Annotated in this window: 22 protein-coding genes; 10 read left to right on the top strand and 12 right to left on the bottom strand. The window is 74.6% G+C overall.

The window, feature by feature from the left end; genetic code table 11:
- Window positions 1–123: 123 nt before the first annotated feature.
- The 5 genes from AC5RWQ_RS16235 to AC5RWQ_RS16215 form a co-directional block, all read right to left on the bottom strand.
- On the bottom strand, window positions 124–729 hold the full coding sequence (locus tag AC5RWQ_RS16235; protein WP_494283552.1) for a hypothetical protein: 606 nt from the start codon (window positions 727–729) through the stop codon (window positions 124–126).
- 58 nt (window positions 730–787) lie between these two features.
- Window positions 788–1,645, bottom strand: coding sequence for a nucleotidyltransferase family protein (locus AC5RWQ_RS16230; RefSeq protein ID WP_494283551.1), 858 nt, complete (start codon window positions 1,643–1,645; stop codon window positions 788–790).
- Complete coding sequence (locus AC5RWQ_RS16225; protein ID WP_494283550.1) at window positions 1,642–2,163, bottom strand: NUDIX hydrolase; 522 nt, start codon at window positions 2,161–2,163, stop codon at window positions 1,642–1,644. The genes AC5RWQ_RS16230 and AC5RWQ_RS16225 overlap by 4 nt, the downstream gene beginning before the upstream one ends.
- A 53-nt stretch (window positions 2,164–2,216) precedes the next feature.
- A complete protein-coding gene (locus AC5RWQ_RS16220; RefSeq protein ID WP_494283619.1) occupies window positions 2,217–4,001 on the bottom strand; it encodes a RelA/SpoT family protein in 1,785 nt (594 codons plus the stop codon).
- Between the two features lie 128 nt (window positions 4,002–4,129).
- Entirely contained in the window at window positions 4,130–5,887 is a 1,758-nt protein-coding gene (locus AC5RWQ_RS16215; RefSeq protein WP_494283549.1) for a DEDD exonuclease domain-containing protein, read from the bottom strand.
- 126 nt (window positions 5,888–6,013) lie between these two features.
- Between AC5RWQ_RS16215 and AC5RWQ_RS16210 the strand changes: the two genes are divergently transcribed.
- The 4 genes from AC5RWQ_RS16210 (at window position 6,014) to AC5RWQ_RS16195 (ending at window position 10,303) form a co-directional block, all read left to right on the top strand.
- Window positions 6,014–7,417 (top strand): NYN domain-containing protein, encoded by a 1,404-nt coding sequence (locus tag AC5RWQ_RS16210; protein ID WP_494283548.1) that lies wholly within the window; start codon window positions 6,014–6,016, stop codon window positions 7,415–7,417.
- Between the two features lie 112 nt (window positions 7,418–7,529).
- Complete coding sequence (locus tag AC5RWQ_RS16205; RefSeq protein WP_494283547.1) at window positions 7,530–7,751, top strand: hypothetical protein; 222 nt, start codon at window positions 7,530–7,532, stop codon at window positions 7,749–7,751.
- 171 nt (window positions 7,752–7,922) lie between these two features.
- Window positions 7,923–9,182, top strand: a complete 1,260-nt coding sequence (locus tag AC5RWQ_RS16200; protein ID WP_334490520.1) for a M48 family metallopeptidase — start codon at window positions 7,923–7,925, stop codon at window positions 9,180–9,182.
- Complete coding sequence (locus AC5RWQ_RS16195) at window positions 9,179–10,303, top strand: glycosyltransferase family 4 protein (protein ID WP_494283546.1); 1,125 nt, start codon at window positions 9,179–9,181, stop codon at window positions 10,301–10,303. The genes AC5RWQ_RS16200 and AC5RWQ_RS16195 overlap by 4 nt, the downstream gene beginning before the upstream one ends.
- Window positions 10,304–10,309: 6 nt before the next feature.
- On the opposite strand, the gene AC5RWQ_RS16190 is transcribed toward AC5RWQ_RS16195, so the two are convergent.
- The 5 genes from AC5RWQ_RS16190 to AC5RWQ_RS16170 form a co-directional block, all read right to left on the bottom strand.
- Window positions 10,310–11,977, bottom strand: a complete 1,668-nt coding sequence (locus AC5RWQ_RS16190; RefSeq protein ID WP_494283618.1) for a putative bifunctional diguanylate cyclase/phosphodiesterase — start codon at window positions 11,975–11,977, stop codon at window positions 10,310–10,312.
- A 76-nt stretch (window positions 11,978–12,053) separates the two neighbouring features.
- Window positions 12,054–12,866, bottom strand: a complete 813-nt coding sequence (locus AC5RWQ_RS16185; protein WP_494283545.1) for an SAM-dependent methyltransferase — start codon at window positions 12,864–12,866, stop codon at window positions 12,054–12,056.
- 204 nt (window positions 12,867–13,070) lie between these two features.
- Window positions 13,071–13,739, bottom strand: coding sequence for a response regulator transcription factor (locus tag AC5RWQ_RS16180; RefSeq protein ID WP_007072219.1), 669 nt, complete (start codon window positions 13,737–13,739; stop codon window positions 13,071–13,073).
- A 7-nt stretch (window positions 13,740–13,746) separates the two neighbouring features.
- Complete coding sequence (locus AC5RWQ_RS16175) at window positions 13,747–15,438, bottom strand: sensor histidine kinase (RefSeq protein ID WP_494283544.1); 1,692 nt, start codon at window positions 15,436–15,438, stop codon at window positions 13,747–13,749.
- A 14-nt stretch (window positions 15,439–15,452) separates the two neighbouring features.
- Entirely contained in the window at window positions 15,453–17,261 is a 1,809-nt protein-coding gene (locus AC5RWQ_RS16170; protein WP_494283543.1) for an AMP-dependent synthetase/ligase, read from the bottom strand.
- A 193-nt stretch (window positions 17,262–17,454) separates the two neighbouring features.
- On the opposite strand from AC5RWQ_RS16170, the gene AC5RWQ_RS16165 reads away from it, so the two are divergent.
- The 6 genes from AC5RWQ_RS16165 (at window position 17,455) to AC5RWQ_RS16140 (ending at window position 22,831) form a co-directional block, all read left to right on the top strand.
- Window positions 17,455–17,910 carry an SRPBCC family protein gene (locus AC5RWQ_RS16165; RefSeq protein ID WP_494283542.1) on the top strand — a complete coding sequence of 152 codons (456 nt, stop codon included), beginning with the start codon at window positions 17,455–17,457 and terminating at the stop codon, window positions 17,908–17,910.
- Window positions 17,911–17,944: 34 nt separating this feature from the next.
- Entirely contained in the window at window positions 17,945–18,646 is a 702-nt protein-coding gene (locus tag AC5RWQ_RS16160; RefSeq protein ID WP_494283541.1) for a hypothetical protein, read from the top strand.
- A gap of 72 nt (window positions 18,647–18,718) precedes the next feature.
- Entirely contained in the window at window positions 18,719–19,666 is a 948-nt protein-coding gene (locus AC5RWQ_RS16155) for an ROK family glucokinase (RefSeq protein WP_494283540.1), read from the top strand.
- A 55-nt stretch (window positions 19,667–19,721) separates the two neighbouring features.
- On the top strand, window positions 19,722–20,465 hold the full coding sequence (locus tag AC5RWQ_RS16150; protein ID WP_494283539.1) for an endonuclease/exonuclease/phosphatase family protein: 744 nt from the start codon (window positions 19,722–19,724) through the stop codon (window positions 20,463–20,465).
- Between the two features lie 144 nt (window positions 20,466–20,609).
- Window positions 20,610–22,019 (top strand): flavin-containing monooxygenase, encoded by a 1,410-nt coding sequence (locus tag AC5RWQ_RS16145; RefSeq protein ID WP_494283538.1) that lies wholly within the window; start codon window positions 20,610–20,612, stop codon window positions 22,017–22,019.
- Window positions 22,016–22,831: an alpha/beta hydrolase gene (locus AC5RWQ_RS16140; RefSeq protein ID WP_494283537.1), complete on the top strand. Its 816-nt coding sequence runs from the start codon at window positions 22,016–22,018 to the stop codon at window positions 22,829–22,831. Before AC5RWQ_RS16145 ends, AC5RWQ_RS16140 begins: the two co-directional genes overlap by 4 nt.
- Before the next feature lie 10 nt (window positions 22,832–22,841).
- Here the strand turns inward: AC5RWQ_RS16140 and AC5RWQ_RS16135 are convergent, their stop codons facing one another.
- Window positions 22,842–24,260, bottom strand: coding sequence for an alpha,alpha-trehalose-phosphate synthase (UDP-forming) (locus tag AC5RWQ_RS16135; RefSeq protein ID WP_494283536.1), 1,419 nt, complete (start codon window positions 24,258–24,260; stop codon window positions 22,842–22,844).
- 175 nt (window positions 24,261–24,435) lie between these two features.
- Window positions 24,436–25,284, bottom strand: a complete 849-nt coding sequence (locus AC5RWQ_RS16130) for a DUF308 domain-containing protein (RefSeq protein ID WP_494283535.1) — start codon at window positions 25,282–25,284, stop codon at window positions 24,436–24,438.
- Between the last annotated feature and the right edge of the window lie 176 nt (window positions 25,285–25,460).

The raw sequence follows: 25,460 nt of genomic DNA, 5'->3' as shown, positions 1-25,460 counted from the left end.
TGGACGATTCTCCGTTCGTCGTGCCCGGCGGTGACGCCGGCCTGGCGTCGCTGACCATGCTAGAGGCCCGTCGGATCGCCCGGAGCGGGACCGGGAGGGCGAAACCGGGCGGCCCGCGTCGGATCAGAGCAGCATGGTGTGCGGATCCGCCGCCATCGCCCGCAGCCAGCCCGCCGCCTCGGCGGCTCCCGGGCAGCGGGCCGTGTCGAGCGCGGCGGCGAGCGCCCGCATCTCGGGGGCCGGGATCAGCACCCCGTCCCGGCTGCGCAGCCGGGTGCGGACCGTGCCCTCGCCGGTGGTCACGGTGAGCACCGGCGTCCGGGTGCCGGCGCCGATCGCGACGACCGTGCCGTCGCTGGACACGCCGGTGTTCGAGTCGGCGGTGGCGTGCAGCGACACCACCCGGGCGGACCGCAGGTCGACGCTGCGGGAGGTCAGCGTGGTCACGGTGAGCCGGCTGCCCTCCAGCCGGGCCCCCGACCGGACGAGCACGGCGGTCTGGATGCCGACGAGGATCGCGGTGAGGCCGGCCAGCAGAAGTGCGCAGAGACCCGGCAGTACCCGGTCCCCGCCGCCGGTCGCGGCGACCAGTCCGTGTCCCAGCAGCGCGCCGAGGCAGCCGCAGCCGACCGTGAGCATGGCGCCCACCAGCAGTACCGAGACGACCCGCCAGCGCCGGCTCGCGCCGTACCCGACCGACAGTTCCGTACGTGCGACGTGGGGTTGCATGGTCGCGAGTGTGGCAGTGTCGATCAACTCGGCCGCCCGCGGCGGCCCTCGGCCCGGGTCAGCCCGCGCCGGCGGGTACGGTGCGGCCGTCGGTGGCCCGTACCGCGTCGCGCAGCCGCTCGCCCGCGTCGACCGTGGCGCCGGGCCAGACCACCACCCGTTCGATGTCGCCCCGGACCACCGCCCCCGCGCCGACCACCGCCTGGCGGACCCGGCCGGTCACCTCGGCCGTCGGGTCGACCAGCTCACCGCCGGCCGCCGCGTGCAGGTTCGCCGCCAGAAAGTCGGCCGGGGTGCCGGTGTCGTAGAACGTGCCGGGGTAGGGGACCACCTCCAGCGCGCCGGCCGCCTCCGCCGGCCGCCACACCGCCCGGACCAGGTCCCCGAAGGTCGCCGGCAGCTCCCGGACCAGTCGCCACGGCAGCAGCGAGAAGCCGGTGAAGACGTGACCGTGGAAGGTGCCGGGCGCTGCCGGGTCGGCGGCCGGCCGGCCGAGCAGGCGTACGCTCCGGAAGTCCCAGCCGGCCAGCAGCGCGGCGACGTCCGGGCCCGGCGGGGCCTGCGGGTCGGCGAGGTACGCGTCGGCGTTGCCGACCAGCACCCCGCGGCCGGCGATCCAGTCCCGCAGGTTGCCCAGCCCGCCGGCGGTGCCGAGCGGATCGCCCGGCTCGACCGACAGGTGTGCCCGGTCACCGACGTGCGCGACCACCTGGTCGGCCAGGTAGCAGGCGTTCACCGCGACCCGTCCGGGACCGGTCAGCCCGAGCCCGGCCAGCCGGTCCAGCGCCCGGTCCAGCAGCGCGACGTTGCCGACCGGGCAGAGCGCCTTCGGCAGCCGCTCGGTGAGCGGGCGCAGCCGGGTGCCCTCGCCGGCGGCGAGGACCACCGCGCAGAGCCCCTCGGGCGCGGCGTTCACACCAGTGGCTGGCCGGCGCGCGGCCCGATGCCGTAGTAGCCGAGCAGGTTGGCGGTGGCCCGGCTCAGCCGCGGCAGGTCGTCCAGCGGATGCCAGACCGCCTCGAAGACCTCGGCGCCGTCCACCGCCAGTTCGGTGGTGGAGGCCGGCACCTCCGTCTCGAAGACCATGTCGACCCAGCCCTTGGCGTGCACCACCGCGTTGGGCACGGCCGGGCGCAACCGGTCGGGGGAGAGCCGGATGCCGGATTCCTCGTGCAGCTCGCGGGCCGCTCCCACGATCGGCGCCTCGCCCCGCTGGAGCAGGCCGGCGGGGAGCGTCCAGCTGTAGCCCGGGGGCTGGCGCAGCAGCAGGATCCGGCCCACGCCGGTGGCCTCGCTGTCCCGGACCAGGGTGACCGCGCCGACGATGTACTTCGGCACCGCGAGTCGGACCAGCCGGCGGCGCATCCCCACCGGTAGCCGGTAGAAGACCTTGTAGGCGACGGCCCTACCGGTGGCGCGGGAGCGGGGGATCATGGCTTCAGGCTAGCCGTGCGGGGCGGGCGGTGCCGGGCGGGTCGCCCCGCCGGTCACTGCCGGTGGTCGACCAGGTCGATGAGCTGGCGTACGACGGTGTCCGGCTCGATCGCCCGGTCGAAGACCGCGACCAGCATGGTCTCCAGGTCGGGGTAGCCCAGCTCTTCCGACAGGCGCAGCAGCGGCAGGTCGCTGGCCAACCCCCGGTCGTGCTTGCGCAGCGCCAGCCCGATGGTGGCCCGGCCCAGGCGCACCTTGTCGGCGATCGAGATGCCCGGCTCGGTGTGCTCGGCGAACCAGCGGTTGATCTGCATCTGCGCGTGCGGCGACTTGACGAAGCCGAGCCACTCCCGCCGGGGCCCGCGCGGGGCGATGTCCACCTCGAAGCCGCTCTCCGCGTCGCTCTCGGTGAAGATCTCCACCACATCCCCCTCATCCAGCTCGGACGAGAGCGGGGCCAGCCGGCCGTTGATCCGCGCGGCCAGGCAGTGGTCGCCGCGCTCGGTGCCCAGCTCGTACGCCAGGTCGACCGGGGTGGCCCCGGCCGGGAGCACCACCTGCCGGCCGTCGGCGACCACCTGGACCTGCGCCTCGGCGAGGTCGCAGCGCAGCGACTCCAGGAACTGGGCCGGGTCGGGCGCCTCCTGCTCCCAGTTGAGCACCCGGCGCAGCCAGGCCAGCTGTTCGGCCCGGACGGCGCCGGAGGGGCGTGGGAAGCGGAAGTCGGCGGCGATGCCGTACTCGGCGGCGCGGTGCATCTCCTTCGTCCGGATCAGCACCTCGACGGTGCGCCCCTGCGGCCCGCAGACGCTGGTGTGCAACGACCGGTAGAGGTTGTTCTTCGGCGAGGCGATGAAGTCCTTGAACCGGCCGGGCACCGGGCGCCAGCGCCCGTGCACCGCACCGAGCGCGGCGTAGCAGTCGGTGGCCGGGCCGTCCACCACGATCGCGATCCGGGGCAGGTCGAACGGGGCGGTGTGCCCGCCGGCGACGGTGTCCTTCCAGATCGAGTAGAGGTGCCGGGGACGCGGACCCACCTCGGCGTCCACCCGGCTGCGGCGCAGCGCCACCTTCACCTGGGCGACCACGTCGTCCAGGTAGGCGTCCCAGCCGGGCCGGTCGTGCACGTGCCGGGCGAGCCGGGCGTGCTCCTCGGGGTGCAGGTGCAGCAGCACCACGTCGTCCAGCTCCCGCTTGAGGGTCTGGATGCCCAGCCGGTCGCAGAGCGGGACCAGCACCTCCTGGGTCTTACGGGCGATCCGCTCCCGGGAGGAGGCGGAGCGGACCCCGAGGGTGCGCATGTTGTGCAGCCGGTCGGCGAGCTTGATGATCAGCACCCGGACGTCCTTGCCGGCCGCGATGATCATTTTGCGGATCGTCTCCGCCTCGGCCGCCTTGCCGTAGAACGCCTTGTCGAACTTGGTCACCCCGTCGACCAGGTGGGCCACCTCGTGGCCGAAGTCCTCGCTGAGCGCCTGCAGGGTGTAGCGGGTGTCCTCCACCGTGTCGTGCAGCAGCCCCGCCACCAGGGTGGTGGTGTCCATGCCCAGATCGGCGCAGATCTCGGCGACCGCGAGCGGGTGGGTGATGTACGGCTCGCCGCTCTTGCGGAACTGGCCGCGGTGCATGTTCTCCGCGATGGTGTAGGCCCGGCGCAGCACCGAGGCGTCCGCGCTGGCGTGGATGGCGCGGTGGCTGCGGACCAGCGGGCCGACCGGGTCGTTGTCGGTGCTCGGCCAGCTCAGCAGGGACCGCAACCGGCGGGCCAGCGGCAGCTCCCCGGGCTGGGTCGGGAGCGCGCCCCCCAGGGCGGCGCCGTGTCCGGCGTCGACGTCCACGAGGGACACCTCCTCACCCCGGCTCCACGGTCGCTGTCATCGCCAACCGGAAGCAGGCCCACGAAACGGGCAGGACTGCACTCCCTTAACAGCCTAAGCGAGTCTCGGTCGTCCGATCGGTCACTTGCTCATGAGCGTTCGGTCGAGAGTTGGTGGGAGCCGGCGTTCTCGGCCTTGGCCAGCAGGTCGCGGAAGCGGCCCGCCCCGGCCACCGGGGACGACCATTCGGAGGTCATCTCCACCAGCCGCGTCTCCGAACGCTCCAACCAGGACAGGATGCGCTCGGTCTCCTCGGCGGTGGCCCGGGGCACCGGACCGTGGCCCGGCTCCACCGTCTCCGCGGTGGCCCGGATCGCGGTGATGGTCGGTCGAGGGTGGACGCCCGGCGGGGAGACCCCCGCCCCGGCCAGCCGGCCGTGCCGGACCAGCGCCAGCTCCCAGCCGCCGCCGGCCGCGGGCCGGGCGGCGGTCAGCTCGGCGATCCGGGTCAGCCCGGCCAGCCGCTGCATCCGCACGGCCGCCCGCAGCACCGCGGCCAACCGGGAGCGCACCACCGCCGCCTCCTCGTAGCGCCGCGCGGCGGAGAGCGCCTCGATCCGGGCGAGCAGGGCGTCCACCACCACCTGGGGATCGTTCGTGGTGGCGGTGCGGAACGGGGTGGCGGCGCGGTGGTCGTACTCCTCGGGGGTGATCCGGTGCTCGCAGGGTGCCGGGCAGCGACCCAGCTCGGCCAGCGCGCAGGCCGGCGTCACGGTACGCAGCGAGAGCCGGTGGGTGCACTGGCGCAGCGGCACCGCGTCGTGGAAGCCGGCGGCGGCCAGCTCGGCCGCCCGCCTGGACCGGAACGGGCCGAGGTAGGCGGTGTCGCCAGGGGAGATGCCGCGCACCACCGACAGCCGCGGGTAGGGGCCGTCGGTCAGCTTCAGCCAGACCATCCGCTCGGGGAACTTGGAGCGGCGGTTGTACGGCGGCGCGTGCGCGGCGATCAACCGCAGCTCGCGCACCTCGGCCTCCAGCGGGTGGGCGCACTCCACCGCCTCCACCCGCTCGGCGGCGGCCAGCATCTCCGACATCCGGGCCCGCTTCTCGGCGGCGGTGAAGTAGCTGCGCACCCGGGTGGCGATGTCGCCGGAGGTGCCGACGTAGAGCGGCCGGTCGTCGGCGGCCCGGAAGATGTAGACCCCGGGCGCCTTGGGCAGCCCCTCGGCGAGGTGCCGCTTGCGGCGCTGGGTCGGGGTGACCGCCCGGGCGAACTCGATCGCGTCGCCGACCGTGTCGACCCGGTGCCCGCCGAGCCGGGCGATCAGCCCGTGCAGCACGTCCACGGTGGCCTTGGCGTCGTCCAGCGCCCGGTGGGTGGGCTGGGTGGCGGTGCGGAAGTAGGCGGCCAGGGTGCCGAGCTTGCGGTTGGGCACCTCGTCGCGGGTGAGCACCCGCCGGGCCAGCGCGGCGGTGTCCAGCACCCGGGGGTTGGGCCAGCGGTAGCCGTGCTTCGCGCAGGCCGCCTTGAGGAAGCCCACGTCGTAGGGCGCGTTGTGGGCCACCAGCACGGCGTCGGTGAGGAACTCCAGGAAGCTCGGCAGCACCTGCTCGATCGGCGGCGCCGGCACCAGCATGGCCTGGGTGATGCCGGTCAGCACGGTGATGAACGGCGGGATCGGCACACCGGGGTTGACCAGGGTGGCCAGCACCCCCAGCTCCTCGCCGCCGCGCACCTTGACGGCGCCGATCTCGGTGATGCCGCCGCCGTCCGGCGCGCCGCCGGTCGTCTCCAGGTCGACCACCACGAAGGTGGTCGCGTAGAGCGGGAGCGCAGGGTCCACCCCGGCGCCCGCTGTCGGATCCAGACCGGCCAGCGTCTGCTGGACGTACTCCCCAGGTGCCACGGGCGGCAGGCTAGCGGGCCGGTCCGACACTCCCGTCGCAACGGCCCCACCGATCACCAGGGTCTAGGATGAGAGATCGGCTCACTCGCCCGGCAGTGGGCCCGGTCGCGGTGGGAGACTTGCCACATGCCCCTCACCGAGCCGTACGACGACCACCTCCCGGAGGAGGGGTCGTCCGCCGCCGCGCCCGAGGCCGGCGTGGATCCGGGTGCGGGGGCGCCCGAGCCGGAACCCACCCTGCCGGAACCGGTCCGCCAGCGCATCGTCGCGCTCACCGCCACGGTGCTGCCCGGGCTGCCCGCGGACGAGGTGCCCGTTCCGCTGCGCCGGGTGGCCAAGTTCGCCCCGAACCGCCGGGCCCGGCTCGGCGCGCCGGTGATCGCCGCCCAGCTCACCGCCGATCCGCTCTTCCGGCAGCGGGTCACCGCGCGGGTGCTGGCCGACGCCGGTGACCTCGGCGCGGCCGTGGTCGAGGGCACCGCCCCGGCCGCCGCCGACCCGGTCGAGGTGGCCGCCCTGGCCTACCTGGCCCGGCCCCGGGGCTGGCGGGACCTGATCGAGGCGAGCGGGGCCGCGGTGCGCGCCGAAGCGGACAGCGCGGTCGTCGCCGAGCTGGTTCGCGAGGCCGAGCAGCGGGCCACCCGGGCCGAGCACGACCGGGCGGTGGCCCGGGTCGAGGCGGAGAAGCTCCGCGACGAGCTGGCCCGGGTCCGCGAGGAGCTGGGGCAGCTGCGGGAGGAGAGCCGCCAGCTCCAACGCACCCTGCGCGAGACCCAGGTCCGCGAGCGGAAGGCCGCCGAGCTGCTGGCCACCGAGCGGGGCCGGGCCGCCCGGGCGGCCGCCGACAGCGACGCCGAGCTGCGCCGGGCGCGGGCCCGACTGGCCGAAGCGGAGGCGGCGGCCGGGGTGGCGCGGGCCACCGCCAAGGAGTCCCGCTCGGTCGACGACGCCCGGCTCTGGCTGCTGCTGGAGACCATCGGGCAGGCCGCCGTCGGGCTCCGCCGGGAGCTGGCCCTCGACCCGGTCGACAAGCTGCCCGCCGACTTCGTCGCCGAGGCCTTCGCCGAGCCGGCCGCCGCGACCGCGGGCGGGCCGGCGGCCCGGGCCCGGGACACCGACGACCCGGCCCGGCTGGACCAACTGCTCGCTCTGCCCCGCGCGCACCTGGTGGTGGACGGCTACAACGTCACCAAGCGTGGCTTCGGCGAGATGTCGCTGGAGCAGCAGCGCAAACGCCTGATCACCGGGCTGGGCGGGATCGCCGCGCAGACCGGTGACGAGGTCACCGTGGTCTTCGACGGCGCCGAGCGGATGCACGGCCTGCCGCCCACCCCGCGTGGGGTGCGGGTGCTCTTCTCCCGCAAGGGCGAGACCGCCGACGAGCTGATCCGCCGCCTGGTGCGGGCCGAGCCGGCCGGCCGGCCGGTGGTGGTGGTCTCCTCGGACCGGGAGGTCGCCGACGGGGTACGCCGGCACGGGGCGTACCCGCTGGGGGCCGACTCGCTGCTGCGCCGGCTGTCCCGCTCCTGAGCGTTGATCACCGGATGTCCGGTTCTGTCGTACCCGATGACTAGTGTCCGACCTGACCGACGGTGGTCGGGCGATGACCGTCGCCCTCCGCCACACTCCGTCAGGAGGCACGATGCTCATCGACTGCGACAGGTGCGGGATCCGGGGCGCCGGCTGCTCCGGTTGCCTGGTGACTGCCCTGCTCGACGTGGATTCGCCGGCGGCCGGGCTGGACGCCGCCGAGCGCCGGGCGATCGAGGTGTTCGCCCGGGCCGGCTTCGACGTGGAGGTGCTGCCGCCGGAGTCCGCTCCCGCCGTCCGCCCCCGGTCCGGGCGTCGCGGCCGGGCCGCCTGACCACGTCGTCCCGGCACCCGGGCCCGCGTTCCTACCCTCCGTTCCGGCGCGTGGACGCCCCGCGAGCGGCCGTCCGGACGGGCAATAGGATGGGCGGCTCACGGGTGGGAGGAGCGGCGGCATGACGCGGACGCGGCGTGGTGGCGGCAGGCCGGCGCGCGAGGTGCCGGCGTGACCCCCCGGGGCTGGGCGGTGCTGACCCTCGCCGCCCTGGTGGTGGCGCTGGTCGTCGCCGGTGCGGTCCTGGTGCCGTGGAGCCGGCCGCCCGCGCCCCGTGCCGACCAGCTCGCCGCGCTGCGCGACCTCCCCGTCGACCAGGTGGCCCGGGGCCGCGCGTTCCGCGAGACGCTGCGCCCCGGCGCGTACGGCGGGCTGGCCGTCGGGCTGCTGGTGGCGCTGCTGCTCGGGCTCACCCCGCTGGGCGCGCGCCTGGTCACGCTGGCCGGCCGCCCCTTCGGCGACCACTGGATGGCCCGCGCGGTGCTCGGCGGGCTCCTCGTCGTCCTCGTCGCCGACCTGCTCACCCTGCCCTTCGCCGCCTGGCGGCAGTCGGTGCTCACCCGCTACGGGCTGAGCACCCACGGCTGGAGCGGCTGGGCGGTCGACCTGCTCAAGTCGTACGCGGTCAGCGCGGTGATCGGCGCGCTCGCGCTGCTCGGCTTCTACACCGTCACCCGGCTCGCCCCGCGCTGGTGGTGGGCGTTCGGTGCCGCCGGGGCCGCCGGCCTGGTGGTGCTGCTCTCGTTCGTGCTGCCGGTGCTGGTGGAGCCGGTGTTCAACCGGTTCACCCCGATGGAGCAGGGCCCGCTGCGCACCGAGCTGACGGCGCTGGCCGCCCGCGATGGGGTGCCCGTACGCGACGTGCTGGTCGCCGACGCCTCCCGCCGGACCCGGGCCGTCAACGCGTACGTCTCCGGGCTCGGGCCCACCCGGCGGGTGGTCGTCTACGACACTCTGCTGCACGAGGCCACCCCGGCCGAGGTGACCAGCGTCGTCGCCCACGAGCTGGGCCACGCGAAGGACCGGGACGTCTGGACCGGCACCCTGACCGGCGCGCTCGGCGCCGCCGCAGCCGTCGTCGCGCTCTACCTGATCGGCTCCTGGGCGCCGCTGCTGCGCCTCGCCGGGGTCGACCAGATCGCCGAGCCGCGCGCCTTCCCGCTGCTGATCGCCCTGGTCACGGTGGCCGGGCTGGTCTTCGCGCCGGTCCAGGCGCTGGTCTCCCGCCGGGTGGAGGCGCGGGCCGACGCGCACGCGCTCGCGCTCACCGGTGACCCAGCCACCTTCGAGGCGATGCAACGCCGGCTGGCCGGGGTGAACCTGGCCGACCCCGACCCGCCGCGCTGGGAGTACCTCTGGTCGGCGTCGCACCCGTCCACCGTGGAGCGGATGGCCGCCGCCCGCGCCTACGCCAGGGAGGTCGGCAGATGAGCCGGACGCTGCTGATCACGAACGACTTCCCGCCCCGCCCCGGCGGTATCCAGTCCTTCGTGCACAACCTGGCGGTCCGCCAGCCCACCGGCTCGGTGGTGGTCTACGCCTCGAGCTGGAAGGGCGCCGCCAAGTTCGACGCCGACCAGCCGTTCGAGGTGGTTCGGGAACGGACCAGAGTGCTGCTGCCCACCCCGTTGATCGCCCGCCGGGCGGCCCGGCTGGCGCGCGAGCACGACTGCGACACCGTCTGGTTCGGCGCCGCCGCCCCGCTCGGCCTGCTCGCCGCCGGGCTGCGCCGCCGGGCCGGCGTCCGCCGGGTGGTCGCCCAGACCCACGGGCACGAGGTCGGCTGGGCCGCGCTGCCCGCCGCCCGGTCCGCGCTGCGCCGGATCGGCCGGGGTACGGACGTGGTGACCTACCTCGGCGATTACACCCGGGTGCGCCTGGAACGCGCGCTGCACGGGGTGACCGAGCTGCACCGGCTCGCCCCCGGCGTGGACGTGGACACCTACCACCCGTCCGTCGACGGCGAACCGGTCCGGGTCCGGCTCGGGCTGGCCGACCGGCCGGTGGTGGTGTGCGTGTCCCGGCTGGTGCCCCGCAAGGGGCAGGACATGCTGATCCGGGCCATGCCGGAGATCCGCCGCCGGGTGCCCGACGCGGCGCTGCTGGTGGTCGGGGGCGGGCCGTACCGGGCGACGCTGGAGAAGCTGGCCCGCCAGGTCGGGGTGGAGCGGGACGTGGTCTTCACCGGCTCGGTCCCCTCGAGCGAGCTGCCCGCGCACTACGCCGCCGGTGACGTCTACGCGATGCCCTGCCGGACCCGCAACCGGGGACTGGACGTGGAGGGGCTCGGCATCGTCTACCTGGAGGCCTCGGCGACCGGCCTGCCGGTGGTGGCCGGCGACTCGGGCGGCGCGCCCGACGCGGTCCGCGAGGGCGAGACCGGGTACGTGGTGCCGGGCCGGGACGTGGCCGCCCTCGCCGACCGGGTGGCCACCCTGCTCGCCGACCGGGACCTGGCCCGCCAGCTCGGCGCGGCCGGCCGGGCCTGGGTGGAGCGGGAGTGGCGCTGGGAGACGCAGGCGCAGCGGATGGCCGCGCTGCTCGCCGGCTGACGCGGGTCAGCGGATCCGGGCGAGAATGTCGGCGGCCGGGGCCGGCCGGCCGAAGTGCCAGCCCTGGCCGGCGTCGCAGCCGATCGTCCGCAGCCGCTCGGCCTGCCCGGCGGTCTCCACGCCCTCCGCGGTGACCGTCAGGTCCAGCGCGTGGGCCAGCGAGACCAGCGAGGAGAGGATCCGCTCGTCGGTCCGGCTGCCCGGGCCGACCGCCGGAGCCCGCAGCCCGGCCACGAACTCCCCGGCCACCTTCAGCTCGGTGACCGGCAGGTCCCGCAGGTACGCCAGGTTGCAGTACCCGGTGCCGAAGTCGTCGATGGCGATCCGCACGCCCAGGTCGGCCAGGACCCGCAGGGACCGGACCGGATCCTCGGCGGTGCTCATCATGGTGCTCTCGGTGATCTCCAGCTGGAGCCGCTCGGGCGGCAGGCCGGTCCGCCCCAGCAGCCCGCTCACCTCCTGCACCAGGCCGGGCCGGTGCACTTGGCGGACGGCCAGGTTGACGCTGACGAAGGGCGCCGGGCCGCCCCCGGTCGACCAGCTCTCCGCCTCGCGGCACGCCTCGGCGAGCACCCAGCCGCCGAGCCGCACGATCAGCCCGGTCTCCTCGGCCAGCCCGATGAACGCGTCCGGGCGGAGCACCCCCAGCTCGGGATGGCGCCAGCGGACCAGGGCCTCCACGCCGAGCAGCGTCCCGTCGCGCAGCGAGGTCAGCGGCTGGTAGTCCAGATAGAACTCGCCGCGGTCGATCGCGGTGGGGATCGCCGCGGCGAGGGCGTACCGGGCCAGTTCGGTGCGGTGCCGGTCCGGGTCGAACAGCGACCAGCGGGCGCCGCCGGCCGCCTTCGCCCAGTGCAGGGTGCTGTCCGCCGCGCGCATCAGCTCGCCGGGGGTGGTGCCGGCCACCGGCCGCTCGACGATGCCGATGCTGGCCGACACGGTCAGCTCGTGGCCGCTGACCAGCGCGGGCTCGCCGACCGCCGCGAGCGCCGCCTCGGCGACCTTGACCACGTCGTCGGTGTTCGCGGTGCGTTCGACCAGGATGACGAACTCGTCGCCGCCGACCCGGGCGACCAGGTGCTCGCCGAGGGCCTGGCGCAGCCGCCCGGCCACCGCGATGAGCAACGCGTCGCCGACCTGGTGTCCGAGCGAGTCGTTGACCACCTTGAACCGGTCCAGGTCCAGGAAGCACACTCCGACCCGGTCGGTGCCACGCCCGGGTCGGGCGATGGCCGCGCTGAGCCGTTCGGTGAACAGGGTCCGGTTGGGCAGCTCGGTGAGCGGGTCGTGGGTGGCCTGGTGGCGGAAGCGGGACTCGCTGTCCCGCAGCGCCCGCTCGGCCTGGGCGCGGGCCACCAGCGCGGCCCGCCGGATCGACTCCTGCTCGTCGAGGGTCCGGTCGCGCAGGGCGCGGGCGTACCCGGTGGCCACGGTGGCCAGCAGCCGGGCCATCCGGTCCTCGACGTCGTCGGCGAGCAGCCCGAGATCCCGGACCAGCCGGAGCTGGATCACCTCCACCGTGCGGCCGAGCCCCTCGGCGGAGGCGATGTGCGCGGCGACCAGTTCCGCGCCCACCTGGTGGCCGACCCGGGGGTCGAAGGGCTCCGCCCGCAGCGCCGCGGCCAGCCGTACGGTGAGTCGTTGCAGCAGCGCCTCCAGCTGCGCCTGGGTCATCGGCAGGTAGCTGGTGCCGGAGACCGCCTTGGCCCAGGCCCGGGCGAACGTCCCGGGGCAGGACGCGACCGCCGGCTCACCCACCGAGGCGTCCGACGCCACCCAGGAAGACCGCCTGCTCGGCCTCCTCGGCGCTCTCCGGCGTCTCCGGCCGCCACTGCGGCACCCAGACCACGCCGGGGTCGACCAGCTCGAAGCCGTCGAAGAAGGCGGTCAGCTCGGCCCGGCTGCGGATCCACAGCGGACTGTCGGTGCGCCGGTAGACCCGCTCGGCCTCGGCCCGCTCGCCGGTGCCGCTGCGGCTGTCGTCGCTGGCCTGGGAGAGCACCAGGTAGCTCCCGGGCGCGAGCGCCTCGCGCAGCGTCCGCAGGATCTCCTCCGGCTGGTCGGAGGAGGGCACGAAGTGCAGCACCGCCACGATCAGCACGGCGACCGGCTGGGAGAAGTCCAGCAGCTTCGTCACCTCGGGATGGCTCAGGATCGCCGCCGGCCGACGCAGGTCCTCCTGGACCGCCGTGGCGTTCGGGCTGCCGCCGAGGATCTCCCGGCTGTGCGCCACCGCGACCGGGTCGACGTCGACGTAGACCACCCGGGAGTCGGGGGCGACCCGCTGGGCGATCTCGTGCACGTTGCCCACGGTCGGGATGCCGGAGCCGATGTCGAGGAACTGGCGCACGCCGGAGTCGACCAGGTGCTGCACCACCCGGCGCATGAAGGCCCGGTTGGCCTGGGCCATCAGCGGCGCGTCCGGGACGGCCTCCATCATGGCCCGGGCGGCGGCCCGGTCGGCGGCGAAGTTGTGCGAGCCGCCGAGGTAGTAGTCGTACATGCGGGCCACGCTGGGGCGTTCGATGTCGATGTCCTCGGGAGCCCAGTCCGGCCGCTGCATGCCCTACCCCTTTGTCGACAGACGCGAGAGACGTCGCCCGCGCGGGCCACCCGGGTATTCTGCCCGCCCGTTGTCGCGGTGCAAAGACCGCGGTCGCTGCGCGACGGTCCGCTCACGCAGCGGCGCGCGGGGACCTGCGGGAACGGCACGAGGTCCGCGTCCGACGGGCGGACGCGGACCTCGCGGCGACGGGTCGGGAGACCCTCAGAACTTCGGCGCGTCCGGTGCCTCGAGCAGGCCGAGCCGCAGCGCCGTCATCAGCGCCTGGGCGCGGTTGGCCGCGCCCAGCTTCTCGTAGAGCTTCGAGATGTGGGTCTTGGCGGTGGACTCGCTGACGAAGAGCTGCTTGGCGATGCCGGCCACGCTCATGCCGTCGGCGAGCAGCCGCAGCACCTGCCCCTCGCGGGGAGAGAGCTGCGGGCCGGACGGAGCCAGCCGGCGCTTCATCGCCTCGGCCAGGTCGGCCGCGGTGAACGCGCTGGGGGAGGAGGCCGCGTGCCGGGCGGCGGCGACCACCTCGTCGGCCGGCGCGGTCTTCGGCACGAACGCGCTCGCCCCGGCCTCCAGGGCGCCGAAGAGCTGGTCGTCCCCGGCGTACATGGTGAGCACCACGATGCCCATCGACGCGCTGGACTTGCGCAGCGCCCGGGTGGCCTCGAGGCCACTGCCGTCGGGGAGACGCAGATCCATGATCACGACGTCCGGCTGCAGCGCGCCGGCCTGGCGCACGCCCTCCGCCGCGGTGGCGGCCTCGCCGACGACCTCGAACTGCCGGTCACGCTCGAACGCGTGCCGGAGCCCCTTGCGAATCAGATCGTGATCGTCGACAAGGAGAACCTTGGTACGGGTGGCCGGTGTCGGACTTGTGGTCATCCTCGGGTTACTCCCCTTCTGCTGCTGCGCTGCCACGCACGTTATCGCGCCGGGGCGACGATCCCACCACCACCGCCACGGTCGTACCGCTGGGTTGCCGCGGCCTGATCTCCAACCGGCCCCGGATACGTTCCGCCCTCTCGGCCATGATCGCAAGACCGTAGTGCCCGTCCGCGTGCTGGTCACCGATGCCGTGACCGTCATCCGACACTTCGATCTGTGCGTACGGGGGGTCGACCTCACAGGTGACCCAGAGATTCGAGGCGCCGGCGTGCTTACGGGCGTTGGTGACCGCCTCCTGCGCGATGCGCAGCAACTCGGCCTCGGTGGCCGACGGCAGCCGGGCGGTGGACTCGTCCAGCGACAGGTGCACCCGCAGCCCGCCGGAGGCGCCGACGGTGCGGGCGTACTCGGCGATCGCGGCGGCCAGGCCGCCGTGCCGGTCCACCTCGCTGCGCAGCTCGAACAGGCTCAGCCGCAGCTCGGTGATCACCCGGGTGACCTCGTGCCGCAGCGCGCGCAGGCTCTCGGCGGTCTCCTCGGCGTCGTCGTGCACGGTGGCCATGGCGTTGTCGATGCCGTAGCCAACCATCACCAGCTCCTGGGCGACCCCGTCGTGGATCTCCCTCGCCAGCCGCTGCCGCTCCTCGTTGGTGGCCAGCGAGCGCACCTCGTCGAAGAGCAGCGCCGCCTCCAGCCGCAGCGCGGCCGGCCCGGTCAGCGCGGTCACCCGGGACACCACCGGCGGGGGGTACGCGTGCGCGGCGTCCGCCTCGATCACCACCAGGCCGATGGTGCGGACGCCCGCGACCAGCGGGACGATCAGCGCGGAGACGTCCCCGCCGCGGTGCGAGCGGGCCTGCGAGCGGGCCGCGGTCTGCGGCTGCTGGCTGGCCCAGGCGTCGGCGATCGCCGAGTCCGCGTCGAGCGTGGTCTCCCAGTCCACCCGGTCCACGCCCACCTGGGCGAGCACCACCAGCCGGCCGCCGCCGCTGGCCGAGAGGACCGCGGCGCGGGTGCTGGGGGCGACGGTGCGCAGCTCCTCCAGCAGGTGCTCGGCGATCCCGCCCGGGTCGAGGGTGGCGCCGGGGAGCTGCCGGGCGACCGTACGCAGCTGGGTGAGCAGCCGGGTCGCCTCGGCGTACGGCTGGGGCTTGCCGTCGCCACGGACCCGCATCACCTGGTGCAGCGTGCCGGCGGCGTAGAGACCCAGCGCGGCCAGGATCAGCCACTGCGCGCAGACCGCGAGGTAGCCCGGCTGGCCGAGCTGCCGGCCGCCGTCGACCTCGGTGAACGCGCCCGCGACCAGCAGGGTGGCCGCGGTGATGCCGAGCAGCGCGGCGCCCTCGGAGAACCGTCGGCGCAGCGCGGTGACCGTCACCGGCACCGCGAGGTACGGCAGCACGGCCGAGGCGCCCAGCCCGCCGACCGACCCGCCGAGAGCGGACTCGACGGCGACCTGGCTGGCGGCCAGCCCGATCAGCACCGCCTCGGCGACCCGGCTGAGCGGGCCGAGCAACCGGTGCTCGGGGGCGATCAGGGCGGGCAGCCCGGCGACGGCCAGCAGGGCGATCCACCAGAGCTGGGCGGGATCGCGGGTGGTGATCAGCGTCAGGACGGCGACCAGCGCCAGCATCACCGCGCGCGCGGCGACGGCGAGAGGCTGGGTCTGGGGTCGGGCAGGTGTGGAGGCGGGCACGTGACGGATCGTAGTCAGCCTCGGTAGATATCCGCGATCTCGGACGCGTAGGTCTTGTGTACGACCTGCCGCTTGACCTTGAGCGACGGGGTCAGCTCACCGGTCGCCTCGGTGAAGTCGTGGGGCAGGATCCGGAACACCTTGATCGCCTCCGCCTTGCTGACCGCCTGGTTGGCCTGGTCGATCGCGCCCTGGATCTCGGCGCGGAGCGTCTCGTCGTCGCGCAGCTGGTCGGCCAGGGTGTCCTCGGGGCGGCCGTGCGCGGCCAGCCACTTGGGCAGGGCCTCCTCGTCGACGGTGACCAGGGCGGCGATGAACGGCTGTCGGTCGCCGACCACGACGCATTGGCTGATCAGCGGGTGCGCCCGGACCTGGTCCTCCAGCACGGCCGGGGCGACGTTCTTGCCGCCGGCCGTCACGATGATCTCCTTCTTCCGGCCGGTGATGGTCAGGAAGCCGTCGTCGTCGAGGTGGCCCAGGTCGCCGGTGCGGAACCAGCCGTCGGCGGTGAGCGCCTCGGCCGTCGCCGCCTCGTTGTTCCAGTAACCCTGGAAGATCAGGTCGCCGGAGATCAGGATCTCGCCGTCGTCGTCGAGCCGGATGGTCACCCCGGGCAGCGGCCGGCCGACCGTGCCGATCTTCGTGCCGGTGGGCAGGTTGGCCGCGGCGGCAGGGGAGGTCTCGGTCAGGCCGTACCCCTCGCAGATGGTCACGCCGATGCCGCGGAAGAAGTGCCCGAGCCGGGCGCCGAGCGGCGCGCCGCCGGAGATGGCGTCGCGGCAGCGGCCGCCGAGCGCGGCGCGCAGCTTGCGGTAGACCAGCTTGTCGAAGAACGCGTGCTGGGTACGCAGCGCCAGGCCCGGCCCGGCCGACGTCTCCAGGGCCTCGCTGTAGGCGATGGCGACCTGCTCGGCCCGGTCGAAGATCTTGCCCTTGCCTTCCGCCTCGGCCTTCTGCCGGGCGCCGTTGTAGACCTTCTCGAAGACCCGGGGGACGGAGAGCACGAAGGTCGGCCTGAACTCCTGGAGCTCGCCGACCAGGTTCTTGGTGTCCGAGCAGTGCGCCATGGTGGCCCGGGCCTGCACCACGCCGATCTGGATCAGCCGGGCGAAGGCGTGTGCCAGCGGGAGGAAGAGCAGCGTCGACGCGCCGGGCCGGAACAGGTTGGGCAGCACCGGCACGGCGTTGGCGATGTCGGCGTACATGTTGCGGTGGGTCAGCACGCAGCCCTTGGGCCGGCCGGTGGTGCCGCTGGTGTAGATGATCGTGGCGATGTCGTTCGCGGTGACCGCCGTGCGGCGGCGCTGGACCTCCGTCGGGTCGACGGCGTCCCCGCCGGCGACGATCTCGTCCACCCCGCCCAGCTCGATCTGCCAGACCTGGCGCAGCTCGGGAAGCCGGTCGCGGAGCCCGGCGACCAGGGTGGCGTGCGCGTTGGACTCGACCACCGCGGCGACCGCGCCGGAGTCGGCGAGGATCCAGGCGGCCTGCTCGGCGCTGGAGGTCTCGTAGATCGGCACGGTGACCGCGCCGGCCGCCCAGATGGCGTAGTCGAGCAGGGTCCACTCGTAGCGGGTGCGGCTCATCAGCGCGACCCGGTCGCCGGGGGCGATGCCGGCGGCGACCAGGCCCCGGGCCACCGCGACGACCTCGTCGCGGAACTGCCGGCAGGTCACGTCCGTCCAGGCGCGGCCCTCGGCGGTCGGGGTGGGGCGGACGAACTGCACGGCGTCCGGCGCGACCTCGGCGTTGTCCCAGACCGGGTCGGTCAGGTTGGCCGCGTCGCCGACGGTGACGATCGGCGGAACGGAGAACTCGCGCACCTGCACTCCCTCGTGCTCGCACTGGCCGGGCCGGCCACGGGTCGGCTTTGTCGCAACCTACCCGCACACCCAGATGGGTGCGGTAGGGAGGTTGCCGGGGGGTGAAATCCCGCCCCGGGGCGAAACGGGGCCGTGCGCGGCGCGGCGGGGGTGGAGCGGCGCGCGCGGGGGCCCCGGCGGGTAGCCTCCCCCCATGGCGGACTCCACCACCCAGTCGATCATCATCGGCGCGTCACCTGAGCAGGTGGCGGCGGTCATCTGCGACTTCCCGAGCTACCCCGAGTGGACCGACGCGATGCAGCGGGTGGAGGTGGTCGAGGAGTACGAGGACGGCTACGCCAGTCAGGTCCGGTTCACCATCGACGCCGGGGTGATGGCCGACGAGTACGTCCTGGCCTACGAGTACGCCGAGGACCTGTCCCGGATCGAGTGGCACCTGGTGGCGCCGTCGAAGATGCAGCGGTCCCAGCGGGGCTCGTACGACATCGTCGGCAACCCGGACGGCACCTCCACGGTGACCTACGCCCTCGAGGTGGAGCTCTCCGTGGGCATGCTCGGCATGTTTCGGCGCAAGGCCGAGAAGATGATCATGGATACCGCGTTGAAGCAGCTCAAGCGTCGGGTAGAAGCACCCGGTGCGGCGCAGTGACGCGACAGCCGGCGGCACGGTAGAGGAGTCGACCATGGGGGGAACGCAGCCGGGCTCCGCCCGGTGGGAGGCCGACCCGGGCTCCGCGCGCGAGGAGGCCGAGCGGCTGGTGGCCACGCTGCTGGCGACGGCCCGACTGGCCACGTCCGGCCCCGGCGCGAGCCCGTGGGGTCCGCTCGGTGGGATCCTCTCGGGTGTCCTCGGTCACAGTGCTGGCCCGTCCCGCCCTTCGGGAGCGGACGAGCGGTCCGGGACGTTCGCCACCGGAACGCCCGAGTGCTGCATCTGTCCGGTCTGCCGGGGTATCGCGGCATTGCGGGACCCGAGTCCGGAGTTCGCCGAGCGGCTCGCCACCGGCGCGGGTGATCTGGCCGCCGGAATCGCCAGCCTGATGCGGGCGTTCGCCGCGCCCGAAGGTGGGGAAGCCTCCCACGGGACGCCGGGTGCCGCTACCGGAGCGACCGGCCGGCCCGCCCCGGCGGACCCGGACGCCGACCACGTGTGGCGCGAGGCCACCCGTACCGGGCATGATTCGGCGTCGGCGCCGGAGCGGGACGTCTGGTCCGCCGCCACCCGGGCGGAGGACGCGGTCGTACCGGCCACCGCCGCCCCGCCCGTCGACGACGCCGGGCCGGTCGCGCCGGCCCAGCAGGTCCGGCCGACAGCCGACCGTCCCGTGCCCGCCTCGCGTGCGCCGGCCGGCGCGGGCGGGGAAGCACCAGGCGACGGAGCCTGATCACCGGACATCCCGGCATCGCACGGCCGGTTCGGCCGATGTCGGGCAGCACAGCAGAGGGGAGTGGCAGCGGTGACGCTGACCATCGGAGTCGACGTCGGTGGCACGAAGGTGGCCGGCGGTGTCGTGGACGACACCGGCAAGGTTCTCGTGCAGGCCCGGCGGGACACCCCCGCGGACGACGTCGGCAAGACCCGTGACGTGATCATCGAGCTGGTGACCGAGCTGGCCAGCGGGCACGAGGTGGACGCGGTCGGCATCGGTGCGGCCGGCTGGATCGACGCGTCCCGGTCCACCGTCCTGTTCGCCCCCAACCTGGCCTGGCGCGACGAGCCGCTGCGGGATTACGTCAGCACCGCGACCGGCCTGCCGGTGATCGTGGAGAACGACGGCAACGTGGCGGCCTGGGCCGAGTTCCGGCACGGCGCGGCCCGCGACGCCGACGACTCGATGGTCATGTTCACCATCGGCACCGGCGTGGGCGGCGGCATCGTCCTCGGCGGCGAGCTGGTCCGCGGCGCCCACGGCATCGCCGCCGAGCTGGGACACATGCTCACCGTGCCGGACGGCCACCAGTGCGGCTGCGGCCGGCTCGGCTGCATCGAGCAGTACGCCAGCGGCAGCGCCCTGGTCCGGTTCGCCCGGGCCGGCGCCCGGCAGGAGCCGCAGCGCGCCACCGCCCTGCTCGAACTAGCCGGCGGCGAGGCCGAGGCGATCACCGGGCCGATGGTCACCGCCGCCGCGCAGGGCGGGGACCCGATCTCCGCCGAGGCGTTCGCCCAGATCGGGCGCTGGCTCGGCACGAGCCTCGCCGACATGGCCCAGATCCTCGACCCGCAGGTGCTCGTGGTGGGCGGCGGCGTGGTGGAGGCCGGCGACCTACTGCTCGGCCCGACCCGGCGGTCCTTCGCCGACGCGCTCGCCCAGCGCAGCCGGCTGCCCGTCGCCGAGGTGCGCCCCGCCGAGCTCGGCAACAGCGCCGGCGTCATCGGCGCCGCCGACCTCGCCCGCCGCCGGTGAGCGCGGGGAACGCCACGGAGCGCGGCCCGGTGGTCGCGGACGGAAGATCGGCCCGGTGACCACGCAGATTCCCGGCAACGCCGCGTCCGACGGCACCCCGGCCTCCGCCGGGGTGCCGCTGCGGGTGGTGTCGTACAACATCCACAGCCAGCGGGACGACACCGCCGCGCTGGCCGCGGTGGTCCGCGAGGCCGCCCCCGACGTGGTGATCGTGCAGGAGGCGCCGCGCCGGTTCCGTTGGCGGCAGAAGTCCGCGGCGCTGGCCGAGTCGTTCGGCCTGGTGGTGGCCGCCGGCGGCCTGCCCTCGCTGGGCAACCTGCTGCTGACCAGCCTGCGGGTGCGGGTGACCGCCACCCGCTGCCAACGCTTCCCGCTCACCCCCGGGCGGCACCTGCGCGGCGCCGCGTACGCCCAGTGCCGGGTCGGCGGCGCGCGCTTCCTGCTGGCCGGCTCGCACCTGTCCACCGACCCCGCCGAGCGGCCGGGGCAGGCCGCCCTGGTGAAGCGGGAACTGGCCGCGGCCACCCTGCCGGTGGTCTTCGGCGCGGATCTCAACGAGGGCCCGGACGGCCCGGCCTGGCAGACCGTCGCCGAGGGACTGACCGACGCGGCGGTGGCCGCCGACGCCGCCGACCGGCACACCTTCTCCTGCGCGAACCCGCGCCGCCGGATCGACGCACTGCTGGTCGACCCGCGGGTGCGGGTGGTCGGGTACGACGTCGTCGACACTCCGCAGACCCGCCGGGCCAGCGATCACTTCCCCGTCCTGGCCGACCTCCTGCTGCCCGGCGGCGACTGACCCGACGGCGGCCGACCAGGGCATCCTCGGGAGGTCCGGCCGCACGCCGTCCCACGCCCGCGGCCCGGGGCTGGACAACCGCCACCGGCGACGGGGAGGATGCCCGTCGAACCGGCGTACCTGGCCGCACATAAGGAGATTCCGGTGTCCCCCTCCACCGAGCACGGCCGGCCCGATCCGGAGACCAGCACGCTCGCCCTGACCCGGGACGGCAGCCCGGTCTCCGACCGGGGCGACACGGTCTGCGTGATCGGCGCCGGGGCCAGCGGTCTCACCGCCGTGAAGAACCTGGCCGAGCACGGCTTCGGTGTCGACTGCTACGAGCGGGAGACCGGCATCGGCGGCGCCTGGAACTGGCGGCACGACCGTAGCCCGGTGTACGCCAGTACCCACCTCATCTCGTCGCGGCCGTTCACCCAGTTCCCCGACTTTCCGATGCCGGACTCCTGGCCGGACTACCCGCACCACAGCCAGTTGCTGTCCTACTTCGAGCGCTACGCCGACCACTTCGACCTGCGGCGGCACATCTGGTTCGGCACCGAGGTGGTCCGGGTCGAGCCGGTGGCCGGCGACCGCTGGGACGTCACCACCCGCAGCACCGGCGGGTACGGCCCGGAGCGCACCTCCCGCTACGCCGCCGTGGTGGTCGCCAACGGGCACAACTGGTCGCCGAAGCTGCCCCGCTACGAGGGGCTGGAGGAGTACCGGGGCGAGATCATGCACGCCTCGTCCTACAAGGACCCGGCGCAGCTGCGCGGCAAGCGGGTGCTGGTGGTCGGTGCCGGCAACACCGGCTGCGACATCGCCGTCGAGGCGGCCCAGCAGGCCTCCCGCTGCTGGCACTCCACCCGCCGCGGCTACTGGTACGCCCCGAAGTACGTCCTCGGCCGCCCGGCCGACCAGGTCAACGACAGCCTGCTGGCGTTGCGGGTGCCGCTGCGCATCCGGCAGTGGCTCTACCACTGGACGCTGCGGCTGACCGTCGGCGACCTGACCCGGTTCGGGCTGCCGAAGCCGGACCACCGGGTGTACGAGACCCACCCGATCGCCAACAGCCAGCTCGTCTACTACGTCGGGCACGGCGAGATCACCCCGGTGCCGGACGTGGCCCGGTTCCACGCCGGCGGGGTCACCCTCACCGACGGCCGGGAGATCGACCCGGAGCTGGTCGTCTTCGCCACCGGCTACCTGCCGCGCTTCGAGTTCCTCGACCCGCAGGTCCTCGGCGACTCCGAGGCCTCCGGCCGGCCCCGACTCTGGCTGAACGCCTTCGCCCCCGGCCACCCGACCCTCGCGGTCGCCGGCCTGGTGCAGCCCGACTCCGGCATCTTCACCCTGTCGCACTGGCAGACGGTGCTCTTCGCCCGGCTGCTCCTGCTCCGGCTGAGCCGCCCGGACCAGGCCGCCGCCTTCGCGGCGAAGGTCGAGGCGGGGGCGGGGGAGCGGTACTCGGGGAAGGTCAAGGACAGCAGCCGGCACTGGTTCGAGGTGGGCCACGCCGACTACCTGCGCGCGGTGCAACGCGCCCTCGACGAGCTGGAGAAAACCCGATGAGTGAGCGGCTGCGGATCATGCGGGGCCGGGAGTGGGCCCGCCCGGTCCGCCCGGTGCGGCGCGAGGTGCTGGGCGCGGCCCCGGAGCTGGAGGAGGGGCGACCGCCGCTGCTCTTCGTACCCGGCTTCGGGCACGGGGCGTGGGCGTTCGCCGAGCACTGGCTGGAGCACGCCGCGTCGCGCGGCTTTCCGGCGTACGCGCTGAGCCTGCGCGGGCACGGCGGCAGCGACCCGGCGCGGGACGCGACGCTGCGGGCGTACACCCATGACGTGGTCCAGGTGGCGGCGGGCCTGCCGCGCCAGGCGGTGCTGGTGGGGCACGGTGCCGGGGCGCTGGTGGTGACCCACGCGCTGGCCCGCTATCCGGCGCGGGCCGCGGTGCTGGCCTCGCCGGTGCTGGGCGGCTGGTCGACGGTGGGCGCGGCGTTGCGGCACAATCCGGCCGGGACGCTGCCGGCGCTGTTCGGCGGGGCGCTGCGGCTGAACCGCCGGCAGCTGTTCAGCCGGGAGCTGCCGGAGGCCGACGCCCGACGGCACGTGGCCCGGCTCGGCCGGGCCGGCCGGCGCGCCCAGTGGCAGCTGCTGGCCGGCCGGGAGGCCGAGCCGGCGGTGGGCCGGCCGCCGGTGCTGGTGCTGGGCAGCCCGGACGACCGGGTGGTGCCGGCGTCGGCGCTGAGCCGGGCCGCCCGCCGGTACGACGCGGCGCCGCTGCTCTTCCCCGGCATGGGGCACGACCTGATGCTCGACGCCCGCTGGCGGGAGCCGATCGACGCGATCCTCGACTGGCTGGTCAAGGAGCCGCAGCGGGGCTGACCCCGACCGGTCAGCCGGTGCTGCCCAGCCGGGTCACCAGCTGACCGGACTCGTCCAGGGCGCTGAGGTAGGAGCGGGCCCAGGCCCGGATGTCGTGCCGGTGCAGGTGTGCGCGCATCGTCCGCATCCGGGTGCCGACGTCCTCCGGGGCGGCCCGCAGCGCGGAGAGCAGCCCCTGCTTGAGGCCCTCCAGGTCGTGCGGGTTGACCAGGTACGCCTGTTCCAGCTCGGCCGCCGCGCCGGCGAACTCGCTGAGCAGCAGGGCGCCGGTGTCGTCGACCCGGGCGGCCACGTACTCCTTGGCGACCAGGTTCATCCCGTCCCGCAGCGGGGTGACCGCCATGACGTCGGCGACCCGGTAGAGCGCGGCCAGCTCGAGCCGGTCGAACGGCTGGGTGAGGTAGTGGATCGCCGGTTCGCCGACCCGGCCGAACTCGCCGTTGATCCGGCCGACCTCGCGTTCGATCCGGTCCCGCAGGATCTGGTACTGGCCGACGCGTTCCCGGCTCGGCATGGCGACCTGCACGAGCACCGTGTCCCGGACCTTGACGTCGCCGCTGGCGAGCAGCTCGCTGTACGCCTTGAGCCGCTGCTCGATGCCCTTGGTGTAGTCCATCCGGTCGACGCTGAGGATCACCTGCGCCGGGTCGCCGAGGTCCTGGCGCAACCGGGCGGCCCGGGCGGTCACGTCCGGCCGCCCGGCGAGCGCGGCCATCTCCGCGGTGTCGATCGAGACCGGGTACGCCCCGATCCGCACCACCCGGTCGTCCACGCCGATCCGCCGATCCGTGGCGGGCAGGTCGAGGACCTTGGTCACGAGCTGGGCGAAGTTGTGCGCGGCCTGGGCCCGCTGGAAGCCGATCAGGTCGGCGCCGAGCATGCCGCGCAGCAGCTCGGCCCGGCGGGGGAGCTGCATGAACAACTCCGGCGGCGGGAACGGCACGTGCAGGAAGAAGCCGATCCGCAGGTCGGGGCGGAGTTCGCGGAGCAGGCCGGGGACCAGTTGCAGGTGATAGTCCTGGATCCAGACCACCCCGCCCTGCTCGGCCACCGCCGCGGTCGCCTCGGCGAACCGCTGGTTGACCCGCTGGTACGCCTCCCACCAGCGGCGGTGGTACTCGGGCTGCTCGACGGCGTCGTGGTAGAGCGGCCAGAGGGTCGCGTTGGCGAACCCCTCGTAGTGGTCCCGCAGGTCCTCGGCGGTGAGCGGGACGGCGTGCATGTGCACGCCGTCGATGTCCGGGAGGGTGGGGGCGGGACCGGTGCCGCCGGCCCAGCCGACCCAGCTGGCTGGGGTGTGTCGCAGCAGCGGGTGCAGCGCGCTGACCAGTCCGCCAGGGGTGCGGCGCCATTCGCAGGCGCCGTCGGGGGCCACGCTGTCGTCGATGGGCAGCCGGTTGGCCACCAGGACGAGGGAATTCTGTCGCATCTCGGGCATTCCGATCTGCAGCGACCGACCGCCGCGAGAGGGGAACAACCGGGCAGCCGGTGGAGGAAGTGACGTACGGCGATATTCCTACTGACCGTAAGTTACACCATTGTTACGCCATCGACCGGGGTGTCGAGTGTCCCGCGATGCGGGCGAGGGCGCTGCCGGCGCCCAGTCAGACGATCGCGCCGTCGTCGGGGTCGTGGTCGTCCTCGTCGCCGGGGCGCAGCCGCCAGATCAGCGTGACGAAGCCGGCCAGGATGCCGGTGAAGCCGAGCAGCGTCACCACCGAGGCGTCCGCCGGCAGCAGCGCCGGGTTGAGGAAGAGCACGAAGCCGAGGACTATGCCCAGCACGCCGACCACGGCGTACTTCGAGACCCGGGGCAGTGGCGGGGGCGGCGGCGGGGTGTAGCCCTCCTCCGAATCGCCGGGGAGGTCGGCGCCGAAGGTGTCCAGCCCGTCGAGCAGGGAGGGCTCCTCGGGCCGGCTCCGGCCCACCGAGATGCCGGAGATGTCGGCCGCGTACGGCAGCCGCCGCACGTCGGTGGCGGTCGGGCCGGCCGGCTCGTCGGTGCGGGGAGCGGCGCCCGCCGTCCGACCGGCCGGGTCGCTCGGGTCGACCGGCTCGTCGTCGACGTCCTCGGCCGCGGGCCAGGGATGGCTGCCGGCCGCCGAGGGGGCGTGGAAGGCGGCGACGATCCGCTCCCACTCGGCGTCCACGTCCGGGTCGGCGCGGGCCGGCTCGGGGGTCGACTCGTCGGCGAGCTGGGTGAGGTAGTCCCGGGCGGTGGTCAGGTGCGAGCGATCCACATAGAGCCGGTCGACCGGACGGGCCGGGACGGTGGTGGTGCGGGTCACCGGGTTCAGGTCGGCGGAGGGCTGCAGGTAGGCGGCGATCCCGCCGGCGGCGAGCACGTCGAGCAGATGTTCGCCGACGCGCGGGTCGACGTCGCCCGCGACGGCGTACTCGCTCGCGTCGAGCCCGTTGTCCCGCCGTCCCCGGCGGGCCCCACCCGCTGACACCGGACATCCTCCTCCGCGCACCTCCCGGTGCGGTCGTGTCGGCGCCCCGCACGCCGTGCCCTGAATCGTGACACGTCGGGACCCGGTTCCGGGAGTGCGTTGTGTCGCGTCTTCCAAAGTCAGCGGCCCTGCCGCAGGTCGCGGCCGGGCCTCTTTGTCCGTTCTTGCTAGGGGCG

Source organism: Micromonospora sp. BS32 (assembly GCF_059089345.1).
Note: the sequence above shows the minus strand (reverse complement) of the source record. Positions and strands in the feature narration are given on the sequence as shown.

What these genes read in the sequence shown, in the direction of transcription:
- AC5RWQ_RS16185 (WP_494283545.1), bottom strand. Translation starts at nt 12,866, where the DNA reads ATGCAGCGGCCGGACTGGGCTCCCGAGGACATCGACATCGAACGCCCC.
- AC5RWQ_RS16140 (WP_494283537.1), top strand. Translation starts at nt 22,016, where the DNA reads ATGAGTGAGCGGCTGCGGATCATGCGGGGCCGGGAGTGGGCCCGCCCG.
- AC5RWQ_RS16210 (WP_494283548.1), top strand. Translation starts at nt 6,014, where the DNA reads ATGCCCCTCACCGAGCCGTACGACGACCACCTCCCGGAGGAGGGGTCG.
- AC5RWQ_RS16135 (WP_494283536.1), bottom strand. Translation starts at nt 24,260, where the DNA reads ATGCGACAGAATTCCCTCGTCCTGGTGGCCAACCGGCTGCCCATCGAC.
- AC5RWQ_RS16195 (WP_494283546.1), top strand. Translation starts at nt 9,179, where the DNA reads ATGAGCCGGACGCTGCTGATCACGAACGACTTCCCGCCCCGCCCCGGC.
- AC5RWQ_RS16225 (WP_494283550.1), bottom strand. Translation starts at nt 2,163, where the DNA reads ATGATCCCCCGCTCCCGCGCCACCGGTAGGGCCGTCGCCTACAAGGTC.
- AC5RWQ_RS16235 (WP_494283552.1), bottom strand. Translation starts at nt 729, where the DNA reads ATGCAACCCCACGTCGCACGTACGGAACTGTCGGTCGGGTACGGCGCG.
- AC5RWQ_RS16205 (WP_494283547.1), top strand. Translation starts at nt 7,530, where the DNA reads ATGCTCATCGACTGCGACAGGTGCGGGATCCGGGGCGCCGGCTGCTCC.
- AC5RWQ_RS16160 (WP_494283541.1), top strand. Translation starts at nt 17,945, where the DNA reads ATGGGGGGAACGCAGCCGGGCTCCGCCCGGTGGGAGGCCGACCCGGGC.
- AC5RWQ_RS16190 (WP_494283618.1), bottom strand. Translation starts at nt 11,977, where the DNA reads ATGACCCAGGCGCAGCTGGAGGCGCTGCTGCAACGACTCACCGTACGG.
- AC5RWQ_RS16180 (WP_007072219.1), bottom strand. Translation starts at nt 13,739, where the DNA reads ATGACCACAAGTCCGACACCGGCCACCCGTACCAAGGTTCTCCTTGTC.
- AC5RWQ_RS16165 (WP_494283542.1), top strand. Translation starts at nt 17,455, where the DNA reads ATGGCGGACTCCACCACCCAGTCGATCATCATCGGCGCGTCACCTGAG.